The following is a 25,613-nucleotide window of genomic DNA, read 5'->3' on the forward strand; positions in this document are numbered from 1 at the left end:
CATACAACTGGGCAGTGCGCTCCGGCACAGTTATACTCACTATAGCATGAATATGACTCTTTCTCCAGTGAGCTTGGATATTCTTGGTAAAACAGCATAAAAAAAGGTGCCCGAAGACACCTTTCTGAAAAGTATTTGCATCTACAGGATGTAGGGAATCCTGAAATTATGCGACTGATAGACAACAAAGGTTTCAACCTCGGAAATCTCGCTGATTTTATCAAGTTCAAACTTGAAAAAATCGAGCAGACTCAAGCCTTCTTCCTCGCTGAGCACCAGTTGGACGATAAGATCATAGCGGCCGGTCACCACAGCTGCAGAGATAACACCCCTGAGTTCAGAAAATTCCTTGGCTTTTCGTTCCAGATCGAGGGTTTTAAGCTTCACCCCCATCATGACCACCTGAAGGCCTGGAATGGCCTCAGGATTGATCAAGCCTGAAATTTGCAGTACGCCCTCATCAATCAGCTTGTTGACCCGGGAGCGAACGGTATTCTCTGTAATACTCAGTTCTTCTGCGATGGCACTGAACGGCTTTCGTCCATCACAAAGTTGCCTGATAATCGCTTTGTTCGTCTCGTCCATCTTAACTTTCATGACTTATCACCCGTTTTTCCTTTCGAATTCCTTCATGAACTGAGCAAGGGCAACCACGTCTTCGACAGGAAGCGCATTGTACAGACTAGCACGCAAACCTCCAACAGAGCGGTGTCCCTTCAAGCCAAGCATTCCATGCTTCTTTGCTTCACCAAGGAACTGTTCCTCAAGCTCTTCGCTGGGAAGGCGGAATACCAGGTTCATTTTTGAACGGAAAGTAGGATCGACAGGACTGAGGAAGAAGGAAGAAGAATCGATGACATCATAAATCAACTTGCTCTTCTCGAGTGCTCTCTTCTGCATGCCCAAGGTCCCGCCGTTTGACTTAATCCATTCCAGCATGAGCTTCACCGTCCAGATGGTAAATACAGGAGGAGTGTTGTACAATCCCTTTTCCTTGCTGTGCAGGCTATAATCCATATAAGCGGTAAGATTGGAGTTCTGTTTCTCAAGCAATGACTTCTTCATAATAATGAAGGTAGCCCCTGCAGGACCCAGATTCTTCTGTACCCCGCCATAGATCATGTCGAACTTATCCACAGGCACCGGGCGGCTGAAAATGTCGCTGGACATGTCGGCGATAAGAGGAACTGAACCGGTATCAGGCCAATCCTGCCATTCAATGCCCCCGATTGTTTCATTCGAACAGAGGTACAAGTAGCTTGAATCCTTGCTCGGCTTCACACTCTTGGCATCCGGCAGTGAGGTATATTTGTTGGCCTTGCCATCATAATAGTAATGTACCTTGCCCAGCTTCTCGGCATCATCGGCGGCCTTGTTGGACCAAGTGCCACTGCGAATGTAGTCAGCAACGGTACCGGGACGCAAAAAGTTCATGGGAATCATGGTAAATTGCAAGGTGGCTCCACCACCGAGGAAATACACATCATACTCATCACTGATGCCCAGCAGTTCCTTGAACAAGGCAAGACAATCGTCGTACATATCCTCGAACATACCACCGCGATGGCTGGCTTCAATCATGGACAAGCCTTGGTTGTTGTATTCGACCATCTGGTCCCGAAGCTTCTCCAATACCTCAACCGGCATCACCGAGGGGCCGGCAAAATAATTTTTCTTGCGTTCCATTAGATCTTTCCTCCCTTCTGCAACTCATCCATGATTTCATACGTTTCCTCACCAATACGGTCGAGGTTCTCTTCACTATTGGCACCGACATGGGGGGTGAGCGTCACCCGTTCAGCTTTGAGAATCGGATAGTCTTCACTGGGGGGGTCGGAGGGATACACATCGGTACAATACCAGGCGACGCTGCCATCAGCGAGGGCTGCTACCATATCCTGGGCATCCACACAAAGTCCACGACCGGTATTGATGACCACCGGCTGCTTCTTGCAGTGGGAAATCAAAGTCTTGTTTACCATACCGCGAGTCTCATCGGTCAAAGGAAGATGCAAGGAGATGTAGTCAGCATCAGCTACTGCTTCCTCAGGGGTTCCTACCATCTTTGCCAAGGGGGAAGAAGAGACATATTTGTCATATGCTACGACCGTCATGCCAAAAGCCTTTGCACGTTCGGCAACCTTGGAAGCAATATTACCGATACCAAAGAGGCACAAAGTCTTGCCGTACAGCTCGGTACGCTTGAGATTCTTCAGCCATTCTCCCCTCTTCATGCCATTGTGGTAGGCAACCAAATTGTTGGGAGTACTCAGCATCAGGGCAAAAGCAAGCTCCGCCACGGCAATCGCCGAGGATTTGGGAGTATTGCGAACAATAATTCCTTTGCTCTCTGCATACGGTTTGTCAATGTTGTCGATACCAACACCACCGCGGATGATCAACTTTAGATTCGGGGCTTGGTCGATGTACTCTTTTGTACACTTGGTCTTGCTGCGCACCAGCACAACATGTGCCTCACTCAGCCGATTCTTGTCAGTAGTTACTTCTCCGAACGATTTGAGCTTTTGGGGAAGTGAAGCATCAAAAGCATCAGAAATCAGAATTAGCATGGCGTTTCTTTCCTCTCTTTGCTAGTTGGCAACGGGTTGTAACCCCTTGCACGTTTGTATGAGGGAATTGTACACCAAAAATATGCATTTTGTCTAATTTATTTTACAAAATATGACGTATTAATAAAAATTAGGGGTAAATGTTTCCGGATAGGAAGAATTGATAGCATTTCCTAGCGAAACTTTGCAATGCAAGTACCCCAACAAGCAACAAACCGCCGGAGACCGGCGGTTTGCATACTAATTAAAAGCCTTTTGTGCCATGGAGCTTGCGCACCTTCTTCATCTGCTTGCGTGCAAGAGCTTTCTTTTTCCTGTTAAGGATGGTGGAGGGCTTTTCAAAGTACTCCCGCTTCTTCCATTCGCGGATGATACCTTCTTTCTCAACCATGCGCTTAAAACGCTTGATTGACTTTTCAAGAGGTTCATTGTCGTCTACTTTTACGAATGCCATATATTAATCACCCCCCTTCCCTATTACTGGGTTCGTTTTCACCTGAACTAGATTGCCCGAAACAGGCCCTCCGTGTCAAGTACATTTCACGCTTCAATTTGACGGCTTTAGGTCCAGAATCGTAATCTGCAATGTTTCCTGATTACGAAAGTAATTCCTGCCGAGCCTGAAGGCTATATCCACGCTGGTCCCAACATCAAAATCCTTGCCGATACGGTCGGCAGCATTCCAATATAAAGCCGGCCACTTGTACTCTCCGAAAGCAAGCGTCATTTTTACATGCTGCACCGAACCGTTTTTATTGTTCATGATTTGTATGTTCTCAATAACCGCCCCTTCCATCAAAAAGACCAGAGGAGTATTCTTCTCCCCGTAGGGTTCAAAGAACTCGACTACCTTGATGATGTCGGGAGTCATATATGCCTCAGGCAGGGTGCAATCGATGTTGATCTCTGCAACTTCTTCAGGCAGGCAGTCCATGGAATCAATCTCGTCCATAACCCGCTTTTTGAAAATCTCCAGCTGAGAAATATCCATGGAAAAGCCGCCGGCACAGGCATGGCCGCCGAAGTCAAGAAACAAATCACTGAAACGACTGAGAAAATCACGGGCATTGAACGAGTCCGGGCTTCGCATCGAAGCACTGACCCTTCCCTCCGCTACCGTTGCAAGTACGATGGCAGGAGCATTGAACTGCTTAAGCAGCCGACTTGCCATAACACCGGTAATCCCTCGTGACAACGTGGAATCCTCAACAACCACCAGCTTGGAGCCGGTAGCCTCAAAGCTGTCCTTTGCCATTTTGAGCATTCGATCCCAGGCTTCCTCTCCAAGCTTCTGCCGCTCCTTGTTGAGCCTGAGGAGTTGACCGGCCAGCTCCTCTGTTTGGGAAATATCGTTACTGAGCATCATTTCCAACGCAACGGATGGCTTCCCCATTCTTCCGGAGGCATTGATGACTGGACTGATCTGCCAGGAGATATCGCTGGTTGAAAGTTGTTTTCCAAGAAGGTTCTGCATGGAGAACAGAGGCATCAGAGATTCTCTTCTACCTTGGGCCAAAACCTTCAACCCACGCTTGACCATTATGCGGTTCTCATCCTCCATCGGCATAAGATCTGCAACGGTACCAATGGCAACCAAGTCAAGAATCGACTCATATTCAGTATCCAGACCGGGATAGCGCTTCATGCAATAGGCTACAAACAAGGTAAAGAGAACCTGCAGCTCATCCTTGCCGAAAGGAGAGTACTTGATGGCCCTGCTGATATTGGAAAGGGCGAACAGACCCTTGTTCTTCATGACAGGCATCACAGCTTCCATTTGTGAACGCATATCCACCACATGAATATCAATTTTTTTGGAGAATGCTTGTTTCAGCTGCACCAATTCTGCTTGGGCATCGAGTACCAAAATAGGCAAGCCGCACGAAAGAAAGGCCAAAGCCTTGCTTTGGGAAGGAGGCAGCAAACCCGGGTTTATTTCTTCTATCACCCGATCGATGACCAACAGGTTTTGGATACGCATCGCTTGGATGATAATTGTATCGTGTCCAGGCTGGGCGTGAAGCAGGATGCATTCCTCCCGGTAGAAATCAGTCTGGCTGAAGCGTAGAGCCCAGATTACCTTGGCTACCACCCCACAACCGGCCAGATGCTCGAAGGGATACCCCGAACCCGGCATTTTGGGATCGATAATGGCCAAGGCCGGGGGCAGCGTATCGCCGCTGATGTGGTGGTCCAATACAATCGTGTCGATTCCAAGGCTATGGGCATGGGCGATCTCTGCGAAGTTGGAAATACCGCAGTCGACAGTGATCATCAACGTCACCTTGTCCTCGTATGCCTTATCCACACCACGCAGGGTCATGCCGTAGGGATCGTCTCCCTCGGGCAACTGATAGCCGACCTCAAGCCCCATGGTCCTGAGTTCCTGCACCAACAAGGCGGTGCTGGTAATCCCATCCACATCGCGGTCCCCGACCACACATACCTTCTCGCCCTCAACGATTGCTTCATTGATGCGATCCACCACTTCCTCCATGTCATCGAAGAGGAAGGGATTATGTAAATACGTTAACTCTTGCTCCAAAAAAAACTTTACTTGCTCGCTGGAGACCTGTCCTCTTCTGACGAGAATGGATGCACTGAGCATATCCAGACCATACTGTTCATGCAAACGCCGTATCTCCTGAGCGGAGACGGGAGACTTATTCCAAACCATGTATATACAACCTTTCTATTTATTTTGCCAATCATTGGTCTGCTCCTTCCTGAAGGATGCCTGCAGACAAGGTTTTGAGTGTTCCACCGGTTATGATCTGAGCATACCTGAGTAGGTAGTTCTTGATCCGTTGGGTGGCAGTCGGACTCAGGGGTACGAGTACACTCTCTTCATATCCCAACTTGGAGGTGAGCACTAAATATCGGCGTGCCCCAGGGGGGAGCAACATACCAGAATCAAGCGATGCGCATGCGCTGCAACAGGGACAGGAAAGGGAAGAGGAAAAACTGAGGATCTCTTTTTCCCCGTACAACCGTTCACAGATGGGGCAGCTGGTCAAATCGGTACGAAGGCCAAGCAAGTCGGTCAGCCGGTGGACGAATTGGATAAGTATCTGATCGGTTCGCTTTGGAAATGCAGTAAGCATATCCAAAGCAGTGCTCAACAATTGATACTCCCCTGCACTCTCTCCTCCATTGGTCTTGAGCAGCAACTCACAGAAAAATAGGGCACAATACGTACGAGACAAGTCATCCCTGATATCATCGTGCGTGGCTACAACCTGGGCATCCTTGAGCGTATAATCCTTCTTTACTGGATTATAGTAGAGGAAAAACTGTGCATCCGTAAAAACTTCGGCCTTTACCGACTTCAGTGACTTACGTGCCCCATAGCTGATAACATCAATGATCCCGAAGTCCACACTGAGAAGCTTCAGTCGTCGATTCAGCTGACCGTGCCGCTGACTGTGCAAGACGATAGCCAAAGACGATACATTACGCTCCATGGACCCTCCAAAAACTAGAGTAGAGGGAACAAGGTAAAAAATCAACTGGTTGGAAGCTGAGCAGCTCTGTGATATGCTATCGGCAATGAAACGGACCATCCTCAGCCTATACCTAGTACTTCTGTGCTTTTCGCTGTCGGCTTACAGCATAATCCCCCAAGAAGTAGAGCAGCCCTTTGACAGCACACAAGAGCTTTCCAAAATCGATTTCCTCAAGCCCTTGGCTGCCAATCAAGAGAGTTGGGTCGACCAGACCTCGATTTCTCTTATGACGGTAGGGCCGGGAGATCCCCTGTATGCCTGGTTCGGCCACTCCGCCCTCATCGTAAAGCAACCTTCAGGGACGCAGATCATGTATGACTGGGGAATCTTTGACTATGACCAAGAAAATTTCTATCTGAATTTCGCACGGGGAAGAATGTATTACTATGTGGTGGCAAGCGAGGCGTCCTGGCGCATCCAAGAAGCCATCGATGAGATGCGCGATGTCAAAATTGTTGAACTGAATTTCCCCAAGGAAGCAAAATTTGCGCTCATCGCCTTCCTGCAAAAAAACATCAAGACTGAATACAGCACCTATCTCTACCACTTTTATTATGACAACTGCGCGACAAGAATCCGCGATATCATTGACTTTGCGACCCATGGAGAGTTCAGCGCTTGGGCAAGCATAGTCCCCTCACAAGGCAGCTATCGTCAGCTGACCATGCAGAACCTGATACACAGTCCTGCACTCTTCTGGGTGCTCGACACCCTCCAAAGCAGAATCATCGATACCCGGCTGAATCGCTATGACGAGCTGTTCCTGCCTGAAAAACTTCACCAAGCAGTTGTGGATTTCACGTATGCAGACGGTACAAGACTGGTTGCTGAAGAACACATTTTACAGGATACATCCGAAGAGAACATCCGATTCACCGTGGGAAACAAATTGGTCAACTATGACTGGGCGTATTGGCTCTTCGGCCTTAGCCTTGCCTTGCTTCTTGGGCTTATCGGAAAAAAATTTCCTGCTCTTAGACGAGTAGCTTTCGGCCTGTTGATGGTTGGCCTGGCCGCATTGGGCTCGCTGCTACTCTTTATGATGGTATTTTCCGATATGGATATGACCTACTTCAATGAAAACATTCTCTTTTTGAATCCCTTGCTGTTGATTCCCGCTTTCAGCTTCCTGATACAAAAAAAGCAGAGCTCCAGGTTTTTGGCCTACTGCTCTGCAATCATGCTGGTGTTACTTGTGCTCAAATGGTTCGTTCCCGCATTTGCCCTGCAGGACAACCTGAGAACCATTGCAGTCCTGCTTCCTACCTATATATTAGGGTCGGCCTTTCAAAGCAGGAGCAAGGGTGAAAAGCGCTAGGTCCTCCATCTCAAGTCGATTGGCAACAATCAAGGCAGGAAACGCATGCTTTTGCCTGTTGAAATACTCAGCTTTTGTATGATAGGAAAGAAGTGCATCCGATAAGGCAAGTTCCTCTTCATACATTTTTTCAAAATAGGGTGCATAGGACAAGTATGCAGGATCGGCGTAAAGATTTCTTTGCAACAATCCCAATGCTTCATCCAAGAGCAGATACCTTGCAGTTAGGTCGGCAACCGATTGCTCCTTTTCAAACTCACCCACCACCGAATCGAGACTTGCTTCATGTCCATTCTGCTCAAGCAACGCTGAAAGAGCCTTGGCGTAATCAAAACGCAAGGCAATATGCGACCGTACCTTTTGCAGATCCCCGAGCGCTTGTTTCTGGTAGCTGCCCAGACGATTGACATTGTTACGGTCGATGGCAAACAGCGCGAACACACTAAGCAAACCAACCACCGCAATGCTGACGATGGCACTGCGGAGGTTGGGAAACATCGGCTTCTTAGAGGACAATCTTCGTACCTTTACCTTCGTACAGGGCGCCATACAGGTTGGCAGGATCGGTGATCAGGCCGACATTACCGGTAGAGCGAACGAAATCTACGATGGCCTGCACCTTTGGAAGCATACTGCCAGGAGCAAAATGCCCTTCGGTGATGTACTGTTCGGCTTCGTTGACGGTAATGGTATCCAACGTCTTCTGATTGGGTTTGCCGTAGTTCAGGCATACTTTCTCAACGGCTGTTGAAATGACAAAGAGATCGGCCTTCAACTGCTTGGCCATCAGGGCGGCTGCAAGGTCCTTGTCAATGACCGCTTCCCTGCCGCTGAGCATACCATTCTCATCACGTACTACAGGAATACCACCACCACCTCCGGCGATGACAATAACCTTATTGTTCAACAGGGTGCGAATCGTCTCAAGTTCCACAATGGCTTTTGGCTTCGGACTGGCTACAACCCTGCGGTATCCTCGGCCTGCATCCTCTACGCACACCCAATTATCGTGCTGGCTGTGGTAATCTGCATCATCCTTGGTCATGAAGGACCCGATCGGCTTGGTAGGCTTGCCAAAGGAAGGGTCTGCATCGCTGACTTCAACCTGGGTAACCACCGTTGCAACTTCAGGATTCATCCCGATTTTTGTAAACTCATTCTTCAATGCCATCTGCAGTTGATACCCGATGGCTCCCTGCGTGTCGGCAACACAGCTATCCAAGGGAACGCTGTGCAATATGGAGCGGGAAAATTCCGCCCTGAGAAGAATGAAACCAACCTGCGGTCCGTTTCCATGGGCAATGACCACCCGGTGACCGGCTTTCACCAGTTTGGCAATATGCGCTGCAGTCTTCCGAGCTGCCTCATATTGGGCTTCTACGGTGACGTGTTTTGGGTCCTCTATCAATGAGTTCCCGCCGATGGCTATTACAATAAGTTTGCTATCCATATAGGTTCCTTCCTTCTGTGCAGAGACATTGAGTCTACGTCTCAATCATAGCATGTCTGCAACAAATTGCAACAGATTTTCTTGGTCTCTGCGGTATTTCCACCTTTTTCAAAAATTTTTCTTGACAGCTTCCCCAAGCATGGTATTCTGGTGGTATACCACTGGGATACTACGAGGGAGTGCATGACAAAAACAGAAGTTCTCCTTGATTTGCAGCAACGCATCATCTCTGAAGAGTTCCTTCCCGGAGCCTGGTTGGTCGAACGCGACCTCAGTAGTGAATATGGGCTTTCCAGAACTCCTATTCGCGAGGTGCTGAATAAGTTGGTTCTGCTTGGTCTGATTACCGTGCAACAGAATCGCGGTTATCAGGTTCGCCAGTTTTCGTTTCAGGATGTGGTAGAAATTTTCAATGCCCGGAGAGCCATCGAGGGAGCCTGTGCCCGCTATGCTTGTTTTACCAAAGCCCCTGATATCGATGTGAGGATCCAAGAACTTAGGGCTAAGCTTCTCGGTCTGGATATCGATAAGGATGGAGGAAGCAAAGCGATCGCCGTCGGCAATGAGGTACATGATTATCTGATTGAACTTGCAGGGAATCGTTACCTCAAGGAATTCACCTACAAACTTTCATCGTTGATGAAACTCACCAGAAATCTAACCAAAAACAGGACTGCAATCGAGGAAAATTCACGCCAAGATCACCTCAAGATATTGGATGCCCTGGAAAAACGTGACGCGGATTTGTGTGAACAACTGATGGACCAGCACCTGAGTAATACGTGCAAGGCATTGGCTGACACCTATCTTACGTCTCTGACCTCCTTTTACGCCTAAGATTCTGCTTCAGGGGTCGTTATATGGCCCTAACAATACATCGTGGAGGATTATTATGAAGAAAAGTATCCTGATTATGGCACTCGCAGCACTGCTGCTGATGCCCGTCTTTGCTCAAGGAACAGTCGAAGCAAAACCCGACCAAGAGTATGTGCTGAGATTCGGCCATGTGCTCACTCCTGAGGACACATTCAACAAGCAGTATTTGGAATGGTCGAAGGCTGTAGCAGCCAGAACCAATGGCAAGTTGAAGATTGAGGTCTATCCCAGCGCCCAACTCGGTGTCGAGGAAGACGTTCTTGAACAAATTCGCCTTGGCTCCAACGTTGGTTGGCAGACCGACCCCGCCCGTCTTGGCAACTATGTCAAGGAATGGGGTATACTGTACATGCCGTTCTTCCTTGGTGGCATTGATGATGTAGAGAAACTGCTCGATTCCAAAGTCGTAAAGGGTTGGGTCGACCAGCTCGAGAAGCAGCACCAGATCAAGGTTGTATCGTACGCATGGGTACAGGGATTCCGCAACATTTTCACCAACAAGCCTGGAAAGAGCCCTGCAGAGCTGCGCAACAGCTTGATCAGAACTGCAAACGCTCCGGCATGGCTTGCAACTGTCAACTCCCTTGGCAGCAAGGCAGTCGCACTGGCATATGGTGAGCTGTACAACGGCATCCAGACCAAAGTTGTTGATGGTTGTGAGCTCCCCTATGCCGCAGCAAAACAGCTGAAGGTGTATGAGGTTGCAGATTACATTGTTGAAACCCAGCACATTTTCCAGCTGAACGTCATGGTTGTCAGTGCTGCTTGGTTCAACAAGCTGCCCGCCGACTATCAGCAGATCCTGATCGAAGAGTGTAACAAGGCCGGTTTGGTTGCTTCCAACATTCTGCTCAAGAATGCTGAAGCAGACCGCCAGTTCATGATCGACCAGGGCATGACCTACATCCCGCACAGCGATCTTGATGTTGCCGCTTTCAAGGCTTCCGGCGAAGCTGCCTATAAGGCACTCGGTTTGGATGCTGCAAAAGCTGCAGTCTACGCTGAACTCGGGAAATAAGAGAACACCAGCTTCTTTGGCCTGCAATCAGATAGATTGCAGGCCGATGTCTTCACGTTTCAACGAGGTTAATCATGAACCGTATAGCAAAAGCTTATAAAAAGTTCTGCGATATCGAACTTGCCGTCGGGGCTGTCCTGCTCATCTCCACGGTCTTCATCCTTACCTTTGCAGCAATCCTCAGAACCATTGGCTTTCCAATCAACTGGGGGCTCGATCTTGCCTTACTGATGTTCACCTGGTCAGTCTACGTAGGTGCTGATACTGCCCTTCGGGATGACAAAATGGTCAACGTCGAGATTTTTCAACAATTTCTCAAACCCAAAACAAAGAAAATTTTGCAATTAGTCATTTATATACTCATTCTTCTCTTCCTCTTTCTTATGGTCTACTACGGTTTCTACCTCGCATACTCATCCAGGTTCCGTACCTTCCAGGGTATTCCCTTTATGAGCTATACCTGGGCGACCTTGAGTATGCCCATTCCTTCGGTTTTCATGATCATCACCACCTGTTTAAAAATTCGTAATCTTCTGAAAAATGACAGTGCCGTCGGCTCAAAAGAAGTGAGGTAAGACATGATTCTTGTATTACTTATATTCCTGTTGCTGCTCTTCATCGGAGTCCCCGTAGGTTTTTCCCTGGGTATCTCCGGGATATTCTATTTTCTGCAACATATGGAACTGCCCTTGGCAACCGTTGTGCAGCTGCCGATCAGCCAAACACAAAGTGTGACATTGTTGGCAGTCCCGTTGTTCATTTTTGCAGGAAGCCTGATGAACAGCTCGGGAATCACCACCCGCCTGATCAAGCTTGCCATGCAACTTGCCGGCCATATGCGCGGAGGAATGGCGCAGGTCAGCGTTGTTCTGAGCACCCTTATGGGTGGCTGCTCCGGCTCCTCCAATGCCGATGCGGCCATGGAAGCGCGTATTCTTGGACCTGAAATGCTCAAGCAAAAGTATCCCCGCGGGTATACCGCCGTGGTAATCGGCTTCACAAGCTTGATTACCTCCACCATTCCTCCTGGAGTCGGCATGATACTTTACGGAACGGTTGGCGAGGTTTCCATCGGAAGATTGTTCTCTGCCGGTATTATGAGCGGTTTGATTATGATGGCAGCATTCATGATTACCGTAGCAATTACTGCACGCTTTCGTAAGTTCCCTAAAGCCCGTGAGCATCGTGCATCCATCAAAGAAATTGTTCTTTCCTTGAAAGATACCATCTGGGCCTTGATTTTCCCGATTGTTCTGATTGGAAGCTTGAGAATGGGCTTGTTCACCCCCTCTGAGGTCGGTGCATTTGCTTGCGTGTATGCACTCATTGTGGGTTTCTTCGTATACAAGGAAATGACCATCAAGAGCCTGATTGCTACCCTCAAGGAAGCCATCAGGGATATCGGTGGAATTATGTTCATGATTTCCATGAGCGCAGTCTTTGCCTACGGCATCCCGATGGACCAAATTCCCCAGAAATTAACCACCCTGATCACCGGTTTCACCAACAGCCAGTTTGTCGTAATGGGCATCGTATTCTTCCTCTATGTCATCTTCGGCATGTTCATGGACGGCTCGATCGTCATCCTTCTGCTCACCCCGATTCTCATGCCGATCGTCCGTACCATCGGTATCGACCCGGTTCTCTTCGGTGTTGTGACCAGCATCATCGTCACCATGGGCATTCTTACTCCACCGGTAGGTATAGCCATGTACATTGTCAACGGAATTCTTGGTGTACCGATGTCTGAATATCTGAAAGAAAGCATTCCTTTCTTCATCGTCACCATTCTCGTGGGAGTACTGCTCCTTGCTATCCCCGATGTCATCCTCTTCTTGCCGAACATGCTGTACGGCGTAGCCAGCTAAGGAGCTGTAGAGATGAAATACAAAACACTTGGAAAGTCCGGCATCGATATCTCCATGATCAGCATGGGAGGCCATGAATACCTACCCAATCATAAGTCCAGAGGTTTCAACGAGGACTTTGAGAAGGCCATCACAGCTGGATACATCTTCCCCGGTTTCGGGGGAGAGAACCGCAAGAACATCCTCAAGGCTTCCTATGACCTGGGCATAAACTTCTATGATGTGACCCATGACTCGGAGAAGGATGCGTTAGGTAGGAACTTCCTTGAACTTCCTCCACCCTACCCGGTATATATCCAGACCCGACCCGAAGGGTTTGTCTACACCTACGATGAGCACAACAAGAAAATGGCCGACTACCAGACCCTCAAAGCCGAGGCTGTGAGAATTCTCAAGTTGCTCAGACGTGACAGTATCGACTTTTTCAACTTTGCTTTCATGAAAAGTGCTCTTGAGCACGATCCTGAGTACTTGGCAAAGATTTCCTACAATATCGAACACCTCAAGAAGGAAGGCCTCATTCGCTTCGCATGTGCCGATACCTTCAGCGGGGAGAGCACCTACCTCAAGCAGATTGCCACCGGCAGTTTCGATGTAGTCTACATCAATTTCAACCTTGCAGATCACCAGGGTACAAAACGAGTATTCAAAGAAGCTGCGAAACTCGGTATGGGTGTAGTTGCAAGAGAGGCTTTCATGAAAGGCTCCCTCTTTGAGATGGCCAAGGAAGCAGGTATTGAGAATAAGACATTGCTCGCCCATGCAGCCATGAAGTGGGTTTACTCCTTCGATGAAGTATCGAGTATTGTCTACGGAACAGGAAAGGCAGAGCATCTCTATGATTCTGCATCCATTCTCGAGGACTTGCACATGAGCGAGGAAGAACAGAACCTTATCGAAGCCATTAAGAAGACTGAGCTGTTCAAAACCTATGAAACGAAAAAGAACGAAGAGTTCTTACAATAGCAAGGAGTACCATACACCTATGAATTTCGAAGCAAAAGGTATTATCACTGCAATGGTTACCCCGTTGACAGCTGACTATAAGATCCACGAGAAAGGACTACGCAAGCTGGTCAACTATATGATCGATGGAGGAGTGCATGGACTGTTTGTAGTCGGCACTTCCGGTGAATTCTACGGGTTTTCACCAGAACAACGTCGCGATGCATTCCAAATCTGCATCGATGAGGCGAAAGGACGGGTCCCCGTGTATGCCGGGGTAAACGGCATTACCACCGCCGAGGCCGTAGGCTACGCCCAAATGGCCGAGGAAGCGGGAGCCGATGCCATCAGCGTGCTGACACCGATGTTCATCAGCGTCACCCAGGCAGAACTCTATCAACATTATGCCGATATTGCTGCTTCCACAAAGCTACCGATGTTGCTCTATAACAACGTGGGAAAGACCAATGTGAACATTGGTGTGGATACTGTGGTGAAGCTTTCCAAGATTAAGAATATCGTAGGGGTTAAGGACAGCAGCGGCGATTTTACCCTGACCAGCGAGTACATCCGCAATACCTATCAGGCAGAGAAACCTTTCTATGTTCTGAGTGGACGGGATACCCTGATTCATGCCTGTCTCTGTTATGGTGGTCATGGTGCAATTACAGCATGTGCAAACATTGCTCCACGCCTGATGGCAGACATCTATGACAAGTATGTCAGCGGTGATGTAGCGGGATCACTTGAGGCCCAGTACAGAATTGCCCCGGTGAGAATGGCCTTCAACCTGGGTTCCTTCCCCACCATCCTCAAGGAGAGCCTTGAGCTCTTGGGCATCGATGCCGGTCCCTGTTTCGCCCCCGTTGGTCCTATGAGCATTGAGAGCAAGGAACTTCTGAAAAAGGCGTTGATCCAAGCAGGAGTATTGAACTAGAAATTTGAACGATTGTCTTCAGTCCCACCCCAAAACCCGCCAGCTGAGCATACTATGATACATCAAGGGGCAAAGGGCGGGACTGAAGACTTTTATTTTTTCTTTTTCTTTCTCTTTTATATTATTATTACTTTTTCTTTTTTCTTCAGAAGGAGCATACCGATCGGTGTGCCCTCTTTGATTAGTCCATCAAATACCCACCATTGATATTGACCGTCTCACCGGTTATGAACGAGGCTTCATTACTTGCCAAGAAAAGCGCCGTCGAGGCTACTTCCTCAACAGTACCCATGCGACCGAGCGGAATGGCACTGATAACTTGCTTACGTTTCTCATCCGACCACTGAGCGCTCATTTCTGTAACAATGGCATGGGGAGCGATGGCATTTACCCGAACTTGGTACGGTGCCAACTGACGGGCAAGGGACCGGGTGAAGGTGGTTAGGGCCCCCTTGGAAGTCCCATAGGCCGGAGCTGCCGTAATATCGCCGCATTTGGCAGCTACGGAGGAGATGTTCAGAATAGTACCGCTTCTCTGAGCACTCAGATATGGAATTACTGCCTTGCTGCAGTAAAAAGCTGCATTGACATTCACATCCATTACCTCATGCCAAGCCTTTAGTGACATATCCAATACCCCCTCACGGGAAATGATTGCTGCATTATTCACCAGAATATCAACGCCGCCCCATGCTTGGACTATTGCATCAATAGCTTGTTTCACCTGCTCATAGTCGGTGATATCGGTCTGCCTTGCCTGTACGCTATACCCTTTATCGGTAAGTTCCTTGATGAAGGGAGAAACATCACGGCGTACAAGAAGTGCCACCCGTGCCCCTTCTTTGAGAAAACGCTCGGTGATTGCTCTACCGATTCCCCGATTCCCCCCAGTGATAATCACCCGTTTGTTTGCTAATCTCATCGTTGACTCCTTAGGAATACAGTATACAAGAAAGCAGGGAACAATTCTTCAGTTTGCGTCCCTATTTGACCCTGCCCACCCTTTTCGCTACACTTGCGCCAAGTGAGGACAGCATGGATAAACAGTCGCAAGGCATGAACAAAAAGGAACTCTTTCTCTTTGCTCTCTACATAACAGGAATAGTATTGGTTAATACGGTAGGAAGCAAAATCATAAACCTTTTTGGTGTCAGGGTTTCTGTGGGAATTTTCTTTATGCCGGTCCTCTTTTTGGTCACCGATATTGTCGGTGAAGTGAAGGGTCACGAACACGCCTCGCTTTTTGTGCACTATTCCATCATTATGCTGGTAATCCTTTTTGTAACAACAGCACTATTCGTGCAGGTTGCCCCACACCCCAGTTGGGAATTACAGCAAGCGTACCGCCAAATCTTTGGAATGAGCATGCGCATGAGCCTGGCCTCACTGGTCAGCTTTTCTATCAGCCAGACAGTCGATGTAAATATTTTCCTATTTTTCAAGAAATTAAGCAACGGCAAAAAGCTTTGGCTGAGAAACAACCTCAGTACCATCACCAGCCAATTCATCGATACCGTCATTTTCATGTTCATTGCTTTTTATCAGACCACCCCAAAATTCACGGTTGCTTTTGTCTTCAGCCTCATAATTCCCTATTGGCTGTTCAAGGTTGTCTTTGCCCTATTGGATACCCCATTCTGTTACCTTGGGGTAAAATGGCTTTCCAAAGAAGAGAACTAGCCACTTTCCTTTAGGAAGAAGTTTTATTACCTTTAGTTCGGGCGGGCGTCATTGCCGCCCGTATGTAATTGTTATATGGAGGCGCTATGTCTGAACAGGAACTATTGCCGATCGAGCAACTGCTTCCCAATAATTTGTTTATTCTTCCAGTCACGGGAAACCCTGTGTTCCCTGGACTGTTTACCCCGTTGATGATCACCGACAATCAGGATGTCGAAATCGTCAACCAGGCTATCAAACATGGTGGCTTTTTGGGACTTTTGCTCATCAAGGATGAAACCGAGAGCGAGGAGTACTCCCAAGAGAACCTGTACAGTGTGGGAACTGTTGCCAAAATCGTTAAGAAAATCAAGCTCCCCGACGGGGGCATTAGCATATTCATCTCTACGCTCAAGCGTTTTGAGACCAAGCAGTACTACCCAAGCGGTCCGTACCTTGTTGCCGAGGTGCAATACCTCGAGGACATAGAGGATGAACCGGAGGAGCTGAGGGCATGGACCCGGCTCTTGCTCTCCGAGATGAAAATGCTTACCAAGAACAACCAAATCTTCAGTGAGGAGATGCGCCTGAACATGGTCAATATCGACCATCCGGGCAAGCTTGCCGACTTCATCGCAAGCATCCTGAATGTCGAACGCAAGCAGCAGCAAGCCATTCTTGAAACACTGGTGGTGCGTAGGCGCATAGAAAAAGTATTGGTATTCATCAAGAACGAGCAGAATATCGCCCAGGTGCAGGCAAAAATCCAAGCCAGGGTAAACCAGAAGATTGAGAAGAACCAGAGAGAGTACTTCCTACGCGAGGAGCTCAAGTCCATCCAACAAGAGCTGGGATTGACAACCAACCCCAAGGTTGAGTTGATAAACCGACTCAAGGCAAAATTCAAGGGCCTCCCCCTCTCAACTGAAGCCCAGGAAACGGTGGACCGTGAGATGGCTCGATTCGAAGCTATGGATCCCTCAAGTCCTGAGTACTCCATCAGCCGTACGTATTTGGAAATCATCAGCGACCTGCCGTGGAAGGAACCCAAGGCGGAGAACTTCAGCATCGAAAGCGCCCGCAAGATTCTTGAACGGGATCACTACGGTATGAAGGATGTAAAAGACCGAATTCTTGAGTTCCTTGCAGTCCGCAAGAAAAAGCAGGATACCAAGGGTTCCATCATTTGCCTTGTCGGCCCTCCGGGAGTCGGCAAGACCAGCGTGGGTATTTCCATTGCCCGTTCGCTGAAGAAGCAGTACTTCCGCTTCTCAGTCGGCGGCATGAATGATGAGAGCGAGATCAAGGGCCACAGAAGGACCTATATCGGGGCGATGCCTGGAAAAATCATCCAAGGGCTCAGGATTACCAAGGCTAAGAACCCAGTTTTCCTCATCGATGAAATTGACAAGATGGGTGTCTCCTACCAGGGAGATCCTGCCAGTGCATTGCTTGAGGTACTCGACCCCGAGCAGAATTCCTCCTTCCGTGATACCTACCTTGACATCCCCTTCGATGTAAGTGAGGTTCTGTTCATCTGTACCGCCAACACGCTCGATACCATTCCCAGGCCCCTCTTGGACCGCATGGAAATCATCCAGCTCTCCGGCTATACCAGCGAGGAAAAGCTGGCCATCGGAAAGAAATACCTGGTACCCAAGTCGATGGAGAAGCATGGCCTGACCAAGGATGAAATCAAGTACACACCGGCTATTCTCAGAAAGATTGCCGATGAGTATGCCAGAGAGGCAGGAGTCAGAAATTTCGAGAAGTCACTGCATAAGATCAATCGCAAGGTTGCACTTCGTTTGATCGAGAGCAAGCCGGAAACATTGCCGGTGGTCATCGACGATGTATTGTTGCATGAATTCCTTGGAGAGCCGGTTTTTGTGGAAGATGAAATTCTCAAAGCCGACCGCCCGGGAATGGCAATCGGTCTTGCATGGACCAGCATGGGTGGCGATACCCTGATCATCGAAGCGCAGAATACTCCGGGAAAAGGCGAGATCAAACTCACCGGTCAGCTTGGAGAGGTCATGCAGGAGTCGGTGAGCATCGCTTACACATACCTGAAGGCGCATGCCAAGGAACATAAGATCGATCCCAGTTGGTTTGAGAATAATGCAATACACTTGCATGTACCCGAAGGGGCTACTCCCAAGGATGGCCCGTCGGCAGGCGTAACCATGACAGTCGCCCTCTACAGCTTGGTAACCGGCCAGACGATGGCACCCAACCTTGCGATGACAGGAGAGCTGACGCTCAAAGGTAAGGTAATGCCTATCGGAGGACTCAAGGAGAAGGTGCTTGCTGCCAGAAGGAACAAGATCGACACGATCATCATTCCCCAATTCAACAAGCGCGACTTGGACAAGCTGGACGATGCATTAAAGAGCGGCATCACCTTCCACTTGGTCGGTTCAGTTGAGCAGGTACTCTCCTATGCCTTCCCGGATGACGGCAAGCGCTCGGTCATGGAACCGATTCTCCCCGTTGTCCCAAAGACCAACACCAGTGAAATCGAAGCTATCAGCAAAGCGATTGCCCTGGCAGTCAGGGAGGCATTGAGTGAGCATTGAGCTGCTCAGTCCGGCAGGTAATCTTGAGAAGCTGCGTCTTGCGTTCGCCTATGGAGCTGACGCAGCATATCTGGGTCTTTCGGACTTCTCCCTTCGTTCAAATGCGAAAAACTTTACAGCAGAGGACTTAGAGCAGGTAAAGCAACTGAAGCTCGATAGTGGCAAGCGTCTGTACTGTACGCTTAACATGCTCTTTGACGAAGCAAATCTTGCCTCGCTCAAAGAGCAGTTGCCACTCATCAAAACCTGGCCGTTTGATGCATTCATCATCAGCGATATCGGCTTGGTGCCGCTGCTACAGGATGCACTGGGACCTTCGGTTGAGCTCCACCTCTCAACCCAGGCAAGCTGTACCAACTCCAGCAGTGCATCGATGTACCACAAAATGGGATTCAGCCGAGTCATCTTGGGCAGAGAGACCCCGCTCGAGGATATCAGGCGTATCAAGGATGCCAATCCCGATCTCCAGCTCGAGGTATTTGTCCATGGTGCAATGTGTATGGCGTATTCGGGCCGTTGTCTCCTCTCCAGCCATTTGGCCGGACGTAGTGCGAACAGAGGTGATTGCAGCCATACATGCCGATGGAATTACCAACTAGCCCAATCTGAGGAACTTGCCCAGGTATTGGCAAGCGGTGAACTGGCCCTGCAAGAGGAACAGCGTACAGGTGTGTACTACCCCATACGCGAAGAGGATGGTTATACCACCATTCTCTCCTCCAAGGACCTGTGCATGATCGACCATCTGCAAGAACTTATCGATGCAGGAGTCGACTCACTCAAGATAGAAGGCAGAATGAAAAGCAGCTACTATGTTGCCGTTGTTTCGAGGGCGTATCGCAAGGCCTTGGATGCCATCGGTACGGGCTCTGATAGCTGGAAACTGTTTCGTCAGGACCTCTTTGATATCAGCCATCGTGAGTATTCCACCGGTTTTTTCTTCGGTCATGGACCGGTTGACCCTACAATGGGACAGGGAATCGACAAAAGCACCGAACAGGGGTACCTCAGGAATTATCTTTTCTGTGGGTTCATCGGAAAGCAGATTGAAAAGGGAATCTGGGCAATGGATTTGAAAAATCAACTGCGCCAGGGAATGGCCATCGAATATATCGGAAGTGATGTCTATCGCATCGAAGACGATGCCTTTTGTCTGCTTGATGAGAATTTTCAGCCGATTTCACAAGCCGACCATGGGAAAGTGCAATATCTGAAAACCGATAAATCGCTGCAGACCGGCTATATCATCCGTCGTGAAACTATGGTTAAATAGCACTATGAAGCGAATCCTTTTCACCCTTGTTGTGTGCATTGGTACACTCCTCTCGCTTCCAAGTGCAGCCTTGGTGGATGATTTTTCGTTTCTTCAAGAAATTCCTGCCTTTGTACAGTTTGTGCAAGCAGTGCGGGATGAAGGCGATGTGCAAAAAGGCGAAGAGTTGCGGATAAAGCTTCTTCAGTCCCTTGTGGAAGAGCAGCAACGGTCTGTGCTGTCTATTCGTACAGCAACCTTGCTTGGGCGGCTGTATACCGAAATTGAACCGAAGAACCTCATTCGTTCCAAAGAGCTGCTCAAGGAAGCAGAGCAAGATTTGCCTGCACTGCAGAAAAACTCGTATTTTGCTCTCATTCTGGAAGCAGAAATCGATTCCATCTACTATCTTATCAATCCTAAAAGCTTGGGAAAAGGAATCAGCAGCAATGCGAAAATCAAAGAAGCTTACAAACTGTATCCCCAGCAGGTATATGCACAACTCATGAAGGCCAGCAGCCTTTTGTACGCTCCTTCGATTGCAGGCGGTGATGTGAACAAGGCACTGCAAATCTACTTGATGTTGCTCAATGAAGCAAAACCGGTCCTTTCGCGATGGGATACAGCCAGTCTGTACAGCAGTATTGGTGTAGTCAGCATGAAGCGCAAAGAGTGGGCGACTGCAAAGGGCTACTTGGAGGCTGCAAAGTCTCTCTACCACTTCGATCCAACGCTCGATACATACCTTAAAGAGGTCCAAGCACACCTATGATTGTATTGCTTTCCAGCATAATTCTTTTTGTCGGCCTATGGTCGGCGTTTCTCTATACGAGCAACAGGCGGTATTTTGATCGGATAACCAAGAACTGGCAGGACCCTGAAAGCCAGGAATTGGTCACCATAGCCATCCCGGCGCGTAACGAGGAACACCACATTGAAGCATGTGTACGTTCCTTGCTGAAACAGACTCATGTCAATCTTGAGATTCTTGTGCTTGATGACAACTCCACCGATGCCACAGCTTCAAAGGTCCTTGCTTTGCAAGCACAGGATTGTCGTGTTCGCCTAATCCAGGGTCGTGTATTGGAAAAACGTTGGAGGGGAAAGCTTTTTGCTATGCAACAGCTCTATGAGGCTGCCAAAGGCAAGTATATCCTGTTCTCCGATGCCGATACCCAGCATACTGTCGACTCCGTTGCCTACGGACTTGCACTGCTTGAGAAGCAGGGGGGCTCTATGATCAGCGGCTATCCAAAGCAGATAGCAAAATCCCTGGGTATTGAGGTACTGGTCAGTGTCATGCTCTTCAATCCTGCGCTGTTCGTTCCTTTCCGCTACCAGGCATCGTTGCAGTGGCCGCTTTTTTCCATGGCCATCGGTCAGTACTTGCTGATCAAGCGCGATGTTCTGGATGCACTGGGAGGCTTCGTCCCGATCAAGAGTCAGATTTGCGACGATGTGGCGCTTGCACGCTTATGTGCAAAACGGGGGTACAAGCAACTGTTCGCTCCCATGCAGACAGCCCTGCAGTGCGAAATGTTCACTTCTTTCAATCAGGGATGGAAGAGTCTTGAGCGTTCAATCAACGGAGTGGTCAAGCAAGGCATTCTCGGATTCCTTCTGATTCTCGTTATTGTGCTTGTACTGTTGTTGCTCAGCTTCTCCCCTCTGTTGGGTCTTTGGTTTGGAGTGCTTGCCGTTTCGAACCAGCTGTTTTTCCTTCCATTTCTCTTCACGTTGCTTGGCAGCTTCCTGCTCTTTGCGACCTGGAAACGCTGTGCAATGTACTTTGGATTCTCAAAAAAGGCGGGCCTTTTCGGTCCGGTAACCATCCTGTTGGTAGTGCTGATGTACCTCAATGGAATGCTTTTACGTCTCAGTGGTAAGGGATTTGAATGGAAAGGACGCGTAATTTCCTAAAAAAACGCTAAATTAACGCGTTATATGCAGGTTTTTCCCTTGCACTGGCATGAAAGCGTGATAGAATTAGGTAACCTAGACACATGGAGGAATCAATGACTATTCACGAACAGATTGTCATGCAGTATGAAACGTACCTCACAGAGAACCAAAAGTTCACTGAAAAAGGAGTAAAGGTATCGGCGGCAAGAGCACGAAAGGCTCTCGCAGAAATGGCCAAGCTTTGCAAGGACCGCAGAAAAGAAATTCAGGAAGAAAAAGGCGAATAAGCCAGTCTTCAGTATGGCGTCCTTTAGGGGACGCCATTTCTTTAGCTCCACCCCTCACCACTGGTTCAGATGGATTCTCTCTTGCACTGAGTATTCTGTTTGTTTGACCCTTGCAGCATCAGGGCGCGGCTTGCCGATAGCAATCAGACAAGGCATGAGGTAATCCTTAGGATAGTTCAAGAGCTGTCTGGTCCATGGCTCTTCCTGTCCAAGGGGAATACGCAGTGTACAGGCGTACTGTTCATCAGTGGCCGCCAGAAGCATGTTTTCAATACAACACCATATGGATGCAAATCCATTGAGCTGTGAAAGGTTTTCGGCCCCGAGCACAGCTGTTTTCTGTTTGAAGAGCGGTACTACCAAACAGGAGGCCTCGGCAAACATTCGATATTGTTTGGGAACAGCATCCTTGTAGCAGGCCTGCTGTATCGGATCGCTCAGATTCCAATCCTTGATCAAGGCAGCCATTGCGGCATCTGAAATTCCTCTGGGAATGATATCTATCAGTTTGTGAATAGCATGCTTGTCCTTAATCACGATGAAGTGCCAATCACGCATGTGGTCATTGGACGGAGCCTGTAAACCCGCCTTGAGAATTCTTTCTATGGTGGCATCCTCAATGACTGCATGCTCAAAATCACGTATCGTTCTTCTCGAATTCACAACCTCGTAGAATTCCATACTAGCCCTCCCCTTTCACTATGCCATCATACGTCATAATGCAGACAGCAGGGGCAAAAAAATGTGCTCCCGAAGGAGCACCGACAGTTTTACAGGAAGGTTTTTAGCAGGGCCAGGTGTTTTTCACCTTTCTCAATTTTCTCTTCAAACTCAGCCTTCTTGCCTTGTTCCTTTTCTATCGCCTCCGCTTTCGCATTGGAGGTGAATTTCTCATTGGAGAGCTTGGCTAGCACTGCTTCAAGACTCTTGCGGTTTTTCTCAATATCCGAGCCCAGTTTCAGTACCTCTTTCTCCACATCGATGGCCTCACGGACAAAGACATACATCTCATAGCCGGTACCTGCAACAGGAACCGCCTTGTCGGTTGCCATGCTGTTGTCAACTTCCAAAGAGGAAGCCCCAACAAACCCTGCAATGAGATTTTTCTGTTCCTCAAAGAAGGATGCGGCGACGAAGTCAGGGTCGCACTTGACGACCACCCGGATTTTTCGTTCCACTGCGATACCCAGATCAGAGCGAAGCGCCCTCAGCGAGGTAACTGCTTCCTGCAGTCTTTGCACCTTCAAGGCGTCTTCGGTATAGACACGGTCGCTTCTAAACGATGGGTAGGTGCTGTTGATCAAAAGCCCTTCAACATTGGGAAGCTTCTGATAAATCTCTTCACTGATGAACGAGGCAAAGGGATGCATGAGGCGCATCGACTCGGCCAGGAGGTCCAACAAAAGGGAAACTTGGCGTTCCTTTACTGCAGGATCATCACTATACAGACCGCGTTTAGCACTTTCGACATACCAGTCGCAGAAGTCGTTCCAGAAGAAATCATATACAGCCTGGGCGCCATCGTTGAACTTATAGTTTTCCAGGGCTATCTGCACGTTCTGAGCAGCCACGTTGAGCTGGTTGTAAATCCACGTATCCATCGTGGTGAGGGTCACCATAGAGACGGGAATTAGATTTACCCCCTCGAGATTCATCAAAAGGAAGCGGGCGGCATTCCAAACCTTGTTGGCAAAGCGAGAGCCAAGCCTGAAGGAGTCCATGTCGATGAGAATGTCCTGGCCTTGGGTAGCCATGTAACTAAGGGTGAACTTCATCGCATCGGCACCGTATTGATCAATCACTTCCAGCGGATCGATACCATTGCCCAGGCTCTTGCTCATCTTCCTGCCCTGCTTGTCTCGTACCAGACCGGTGATGTAAATATCCCGGAAGGGAACCTCCCCCATCAATTCGAGCGACGCCATAATCATTCGGGAAACCCAGAAGAAAATAATGTCATAGGCGGTAACCAAGGTGGAAGTTGGGAAATAGGTTGCAAGGTCTGCAGTCTTTTGGGGCCAACCCAAGGTACTGAACGGCCAGAGCCATGAACTGAACCAAGTGTCCAGCACATCGGTTTCCTGTACAAGGTTCGCGCTGTGGCAATTCGGGCATTCGGTGGGATCTTGTCTTGCTACAATGACCTGCTTACAGTCCTGGCATTCCCACACAGGAATGCGATGACCCCACCAAAGCTGGCGACTGATACACCAGTCATGGATGTTCTCCAGCCAATGGGTATAGGTATTCTCCCAACGCTTGGGATAGAAAACAACCTTCTCGTCTCTCCAAGCCTGCAGGGCCTTTTCTGCCATACCCTTCATACTGACAAACCATTGGTTGGACAAATACGGTTCGATGATGGTATTGCAGCGATAGCAATGTCCTACATCGTGGTTATGGGCAACTTCCTTGACCAGAAAACCCTGCTCTTTCAAGTCCGCAACCACCATCCCTCGTGCCTCAACGGCACTGAAATTGCGGTATTTCTGTGGACAGTTCTCATTGAGCGTTCCGTCAGGATTGAGTACGTTGACCTTTTCAAGGTTGTGCCGCTTGCCGCATTGCCAGTCGTTTGGATCGTGGGCGGGAGTAATCTTCACCATACCGGTCCCAAAGCTCTTATCGACGAAAGCATCGGCAATAATGGGTATCTTACGGTCGGTCAAGGGAAGGTCGAGCAACGCCCCGATAAGATGGGTATAGCGCTCATCTTCGGGATTTACAGCAACGGCAACGTCACCGAACATGGTTTCAGGTCGAGTGGTGGCAACGGTTATAAACCCGCTTCCATCGCTATAAGGATAGCGAACGTCATACAGGAATGCACTGACCGGCTGATATTCAACTTCATCATCAGCCAACGCAGTTCCACACTTCGGGCAGTAGTTGACCAGGTATTCGCCTTTATAGATGAGTCCACGCTCATAGAGGGTGACAAAACTCTCTCGCACTGCCTGGCTGAGACCTTCGTCCATGGTGAAGCGTTCATGATCCCAATCACAGCTGGAGCCAATCTTCTGCAACTGCTGCTTGATGATGCCATGGTGCTTTTCCTTGACCTGCCATGTGCGCTCAATGAAACGGTCACGCCCGAGGTCCTGTCTTCGCAGACCTTCCTTGGCCAGCTGGCGCTCCACAATATTCTGGGTGGCAATACCTGCATGGTCTGTTCCCGGCACCCAAAGGGTGGGTCTGCCAGTCATGCGGTAATACCGAGTCAGGATGTCTTGCAGGGAGTTGTTCAACGCATGACCCATGTGCAGAATTCCGGTTACGTTGGGAGGAGGCATAACGACGGTAAAGGGTGATTGTTCTCCCGCTACGGGCTTGAACATCCCCTTCTCCATCCATGTCTGATATATTCTGTCCTCAAATGATTTGGGATCATAGGCCTTGGATAATTCAACTGCCTTCACACGCTGCCTCCTACTCGAAAAAGAGTC

The 25,613-nt window shown here is 48.9% G+C and carries 24 protein-coding genes; 13 read left to right on the forward strand and 11 right to left on the reverse strand.

The annotated features are described in order from the left end of the window. Positions 1–141: 141 nt before the first annotated feature. The 6 genes from SPIBUDDY_RS08345 to recO form a co-directional block, all read right to left on the reverse strand. On the reverse strand, positions 142–597 hold the full coding sequence (locus SPIBUDDY_RS08345; protein ID WP_013607315.1) for an Lrp/AsnC family transcriptional regulator: 456 nt from the start codon (positions 595–597) through the stop codon (positions 142–144). Between the two features lie 6 nt (positions 598–603). Continuing rightward, a complete protein-coding gene (gene serC / locus SPIBUDDY_RS08350) occupies positions 604–1,686 on the reverse strand; it encodes a 3-phosphoserine/phosphohydroxythreonine transaminase (RefSeq protein WP_013607316.1) in 1,083 nt (360 codons plus the stop codon). Beyond that, complete coding sequence (locus SPIBUDDY_RS08355; RefSeq protein ID WP_013607317.1) at positions 1,686–2,570, reverse strand: NAD(P)-dependent oxidoreductase; 885 nt, start codon at positions 2,568–2,570, stop codon at positions 1,686–1,688. Before SPIBUDDY_RS08355 ends, serC begins: the two co-directional genes overlap by 1 nt. Before the next feature lie 244 nt (positions 2,571–2,814). Continuing rightward, positions 2,815–3,024 (reverse strand): 30S ribosomal protein S21, encoded by a 210-nt coding sequence (rpsU, locus tag SPIBUDDY_RS08360; RefSeq protein ID WP_013607318.1) that lies wholly within the window; start codon positions 3,022–3,024, stop codon positions 2,815–2,817. A 93-nt stretch (positions 3,025–3,117) separates the two neighbouring features. After that, on the reverse strand, positions 3,118–5,202 hold the full coding sequence (recJ, locus tag SPIBUDDY_RS08365) for a single-stranded-DNA-specific exonuclease RecJ (RefSeq protein WP_245523760.1): 2,085 nt from the start codon (positions 5,200–5,202) through the stop codon (positions 3,118–3,120). A gap of 76 nt (positions 5,203–5,278) precedes the next feature. Beyond that, positions 5,279–6,034, reverse strand: a complete 756-nt coding sequence (gene recO / locus SPIBUDDY_RS08370) for a DNA repair protein RecO (RefSeq protein ID WP_013607320.1) — start codon at positions 6,032–6,034, stop codon at positions 5,279–5,281. Between the two features lie 85 nt (positions 6,035–6,119). On the opposite strand from recO, the gene SPIBUDDY_RS08375 reads away from it, so the two are divergent. Further along, positions 6,120–7,394: a lipoprotein N-acyltransferase Lnb domain-containing protein gene (locus SPIBUDDY_RS08375; RefSeq protein ID WP_041380671.1), complete on the forward strand. Its 1,275-nt coding sequence runs from the start codon at positions 6,120–6,122 to the stop codon at positions 7,392–7,394. Here the strand turns inward: SPIBUDDY_RS08375 and SPIBUDDY_RS08380 are convergent. Further along, the gene (locus tag SPIBUDDY_RS08380; protein ID WP_041380673.1) at positions 7,350–7,892 is read right to left on the reverse strand and encodes a hypothetical protein; all 543 of its coding nucleotides are present in this window, start codon (positions 7,890–7,892) and stop codon (positions 7,350–7,352) included. The genes SPIBUDDY_RS08375 and SPIBUDDY_RS08380 overlap by 45 nt on opposite strands. 7 nt (positions 7,893–7,899) lie before the next feature. Continuing rightward, the gene (gene arcC / locus SPIBUDDY_RS08385) at positions 7,900–8,844 is read right to left on the reverse strand and encodes a carbamate kinase (protein WP_013607323.1); all 945 of its coding nucleotides are present in this window, start codon (positions 8,842–8,844) and stop codon (positions 7,900–7,902) included. A 183-nt stretch (positions 8,845–9,027) separates the two neighbouring features. Between arcC and SPIBUDDY_RS08390 the strand changes: the two genes are divergently transcribed. The 6 genes from SPIBUDDY_RS08390 (at position 9,028) to SPIBUDDY_RS08415 (ending at position 14,488) form a co-directional block, all read left to right on the forward strand. Further along, the gene (locus SPIBUDDY_RS08390) at positions 9,028–9,681 is read left to right on the forward strand and encodes a GntR family transcriptional regulator (RefSeq protein WP_013607324.1); all 654 of its coding nucleotides are present in this window, start codon (positions 9,028–9,030) and stop codon (positions 9,679–9,681) included. A 55-nt stretch (positions 9,682–9,736) separates the two neighbouring features. Further along, the gene (locus tag SPIBUDDY_RS08395; RefSeq protein ID WP_013607325.1) at positions 9,737–10,738 is read left to right on the forward strand and encodes a C4-dicarboxylate TRAP transporter substrate-binding protein; all 1,002 of its coding nucleotides are present in this window, start codon (positions 9,737–9,739) and stop codon (positions 10,736–10,738) included. A 74-nt stretch (positions 10,739–10,812) separates the two neighbouring features. Then, positions 10,813–11,313, forward strand: a complete 501-nt coding sequence (locus SPIBUDDY_RS08400; protein WP_013607326.1) for a TRAP transporter small permease — start codon at positions 10,813–10,815, stop codon at positions 11,311–11,313. A 3-nt stretch (positions 11,314–11,316) separates the two neighbouring features. Then, positions 11,317–12,606: a TRAP transporter large permease gene (locus SPIBUDDY_RS08405; RefSeq protein WP_013607327.1), complete on the forward strand. Its 1,290-nt coding sequence runs from the start codon at positions 11,317–11,319 to the stop codon at positions 12,604–12,606. 12 nt (positions 12,607–12,618) lie between these two features. Beyond that, complete coding sequence (locus SPIBUDDY_RS08410; RefSeq protein WP_013607328.1) at positions 12,619–13,572, forward strand: aldo/keto reductase; 954 nt, start codon at positions 12,619–12,621, stop codon at positions 13,570–13,572. Positions 13,573–13,591: 19 nt separating this feature from the next. Beyond that, the gene (locus SPIBUDDY_RS08415; protein ID WP_013607329.1) at positions 13,592–14,488 is read left to right on the forward strand and encodes a dihydrodipicolinate synthase family protein; all 897 of its coding nucleotides are present in this window, start codon (positions 13,592–13,594) and stop codon (positions 14,486–14,488) included. Between the two features lie 181 nt (positions 14,489–14,669). Here SPIBUDDY_RS08415 and SPIBUDDY_RS08420 read toward each other — a convergent pair whose 3' ends face one another. Continuing rightward, the gene (locus tag SPIBUDDY_RS08420; protein WP_013607330.1) at positions 14,670–15,410 is read right to left on the reverse strand and encodes an SDR family NAD(P)-dependent oxidoreductase; all 741 of its coding nucleotides are present in this window, start codon (positions 15,408–15,410) and stop codon (positions 14,670–14,672) included. Between the two features lie 113 nt (positions 15,411–15,523). On the opposite strand from SPIBUDDY_RS08420, the gene SPIBUDDY_RS08425 reads away from it, so the two are divergent. The 6 genes from SPIBUDDY_RS08425 to SPIBUDDY_RS16260 all read left to right on the forward strand — a co-directional run bounded on the left by SPIBUDDY_RS08425 (position 15,524) and on the right by SPIBUDDY_RS16260 (position 22,167). Then, the gene (locus SPIBUDDY_RS08425) at positions 15,524–16,168 is read left to right on the forward strand and encodes a queuosine precursor transporter (RefSeq protein ID WP_013607331.1); all 645 of its coding nucleotides are present in this window, start codon (positions 15,524–15,526) and stop codon (positions 16,166–16,168) included. Between the two features lie 86 nt (positions 16,169–16,254). Then, the gene (gene lon, locus SPIBUDDY_RS08430) at positions 16,255–18,726 is read left to right on the forward strand and encodes an endopeptidase La (protein WP_013607332.1); all 2,472 of its coding nucleotides are present in this window, start codon (positions 16,255–16,257) and stop codon (positions 18,724–18,726) included. Continuing rightward, the gene (locus SPIBUDDY_RS08435; RefSeq protein WP_013607333.1) at positions 18,716–19,999 is read left to right on the forward strand and encodes a peptidase U32 family protein; all 1,284 of its coding nucleotides are present in this window, start codon (positions 18,716–18,718) and stop codon (positions 19,997–19,999) included. The genes lon and SPIBUDDY_RS08435 overlap by 11 nt, the downstream gene beginning before the upstream one ends. A 4-nt stretch (positions 20,000–20,003) precedes the next feature. Continuing rightward, positions 20,004–20,750 (forward strand): hypothetical protein, encoded by a 747-nt coding sequence (locus SPIBUDDY_RS08440; protein WP_013607334.1) that lies wholly within the window; start codon positions 20,004–20,006, stop codon positions 20,748–20,750. Then, the gene (locus SPIBUDDY_RS15690; RefSeq protein ID WP_013607335.1) at positions 20,747–21,898 is read left to right on the forward strand and encodes a glycosyltransferase family 2 protein; all 1,152 of its coding nucleotides are present in this window, start codon (positions 20,747–20,749) and stop codon (positions 21,896–21,898) included. The genes SPIBUDDY_RS08440 and SPIBUDDY_RS15690 overlap by 4 nt, the downstream gene beginning before the upstream one ends. Positions 21,899–21,993: 95 nt before the next feature. Beyond that, entirely contained in the window at positions 21,994–22,167 is a 174-nt protein-coding gene (locus SPIBUDDY_RS16260; RefSeq protein ID WP_013607336.1) for a hypothetical protein, read from the forward strand. Positions 22,168–22,221: 54 nt separating this feature from the next. Here SPIBUDDY_RS16260 and SPIBUDDY_RS08450 read toward each other — a convergent pair whose 3' ends face one another. Further along, positions 22,222–22,848 (reverse strand): nitroreductase family protein, encoded by a 627-nt coding sequence (locus SPIBUDDY_RS08450; RefSeq protein WP_013607337.1) that lies wholly within the window; start codon positions 22,846–22,848, stop codon positions 22,222–22,224. Positions 22,849–22,937: 89 nt separating this feature from the next. Beyond that, entirely contained in the window at positions 22,938–25,586 is a 2,649-nt protein-coding gene (locus SPIBUDDY_RS08455) for a valine--tRNA ligase (RefSeq protein ID WP_013607338.1), read from the reverse strand. Positions 25,587–25,613: the final 27 nt, after the last annotated feature.

The sequence above is a fragment of the Sphaerochaeta globosa str. Buddy genome (assembly GCF_000190435.1).
Taxonomy (GTDB): domain Bacteria; phylum Spirochaetota; class Spirochaetia; order Sphaerochaetales; family Sphaerochaetaceae; genus Sphaerochaeta; species Sphaerochaeta globosa.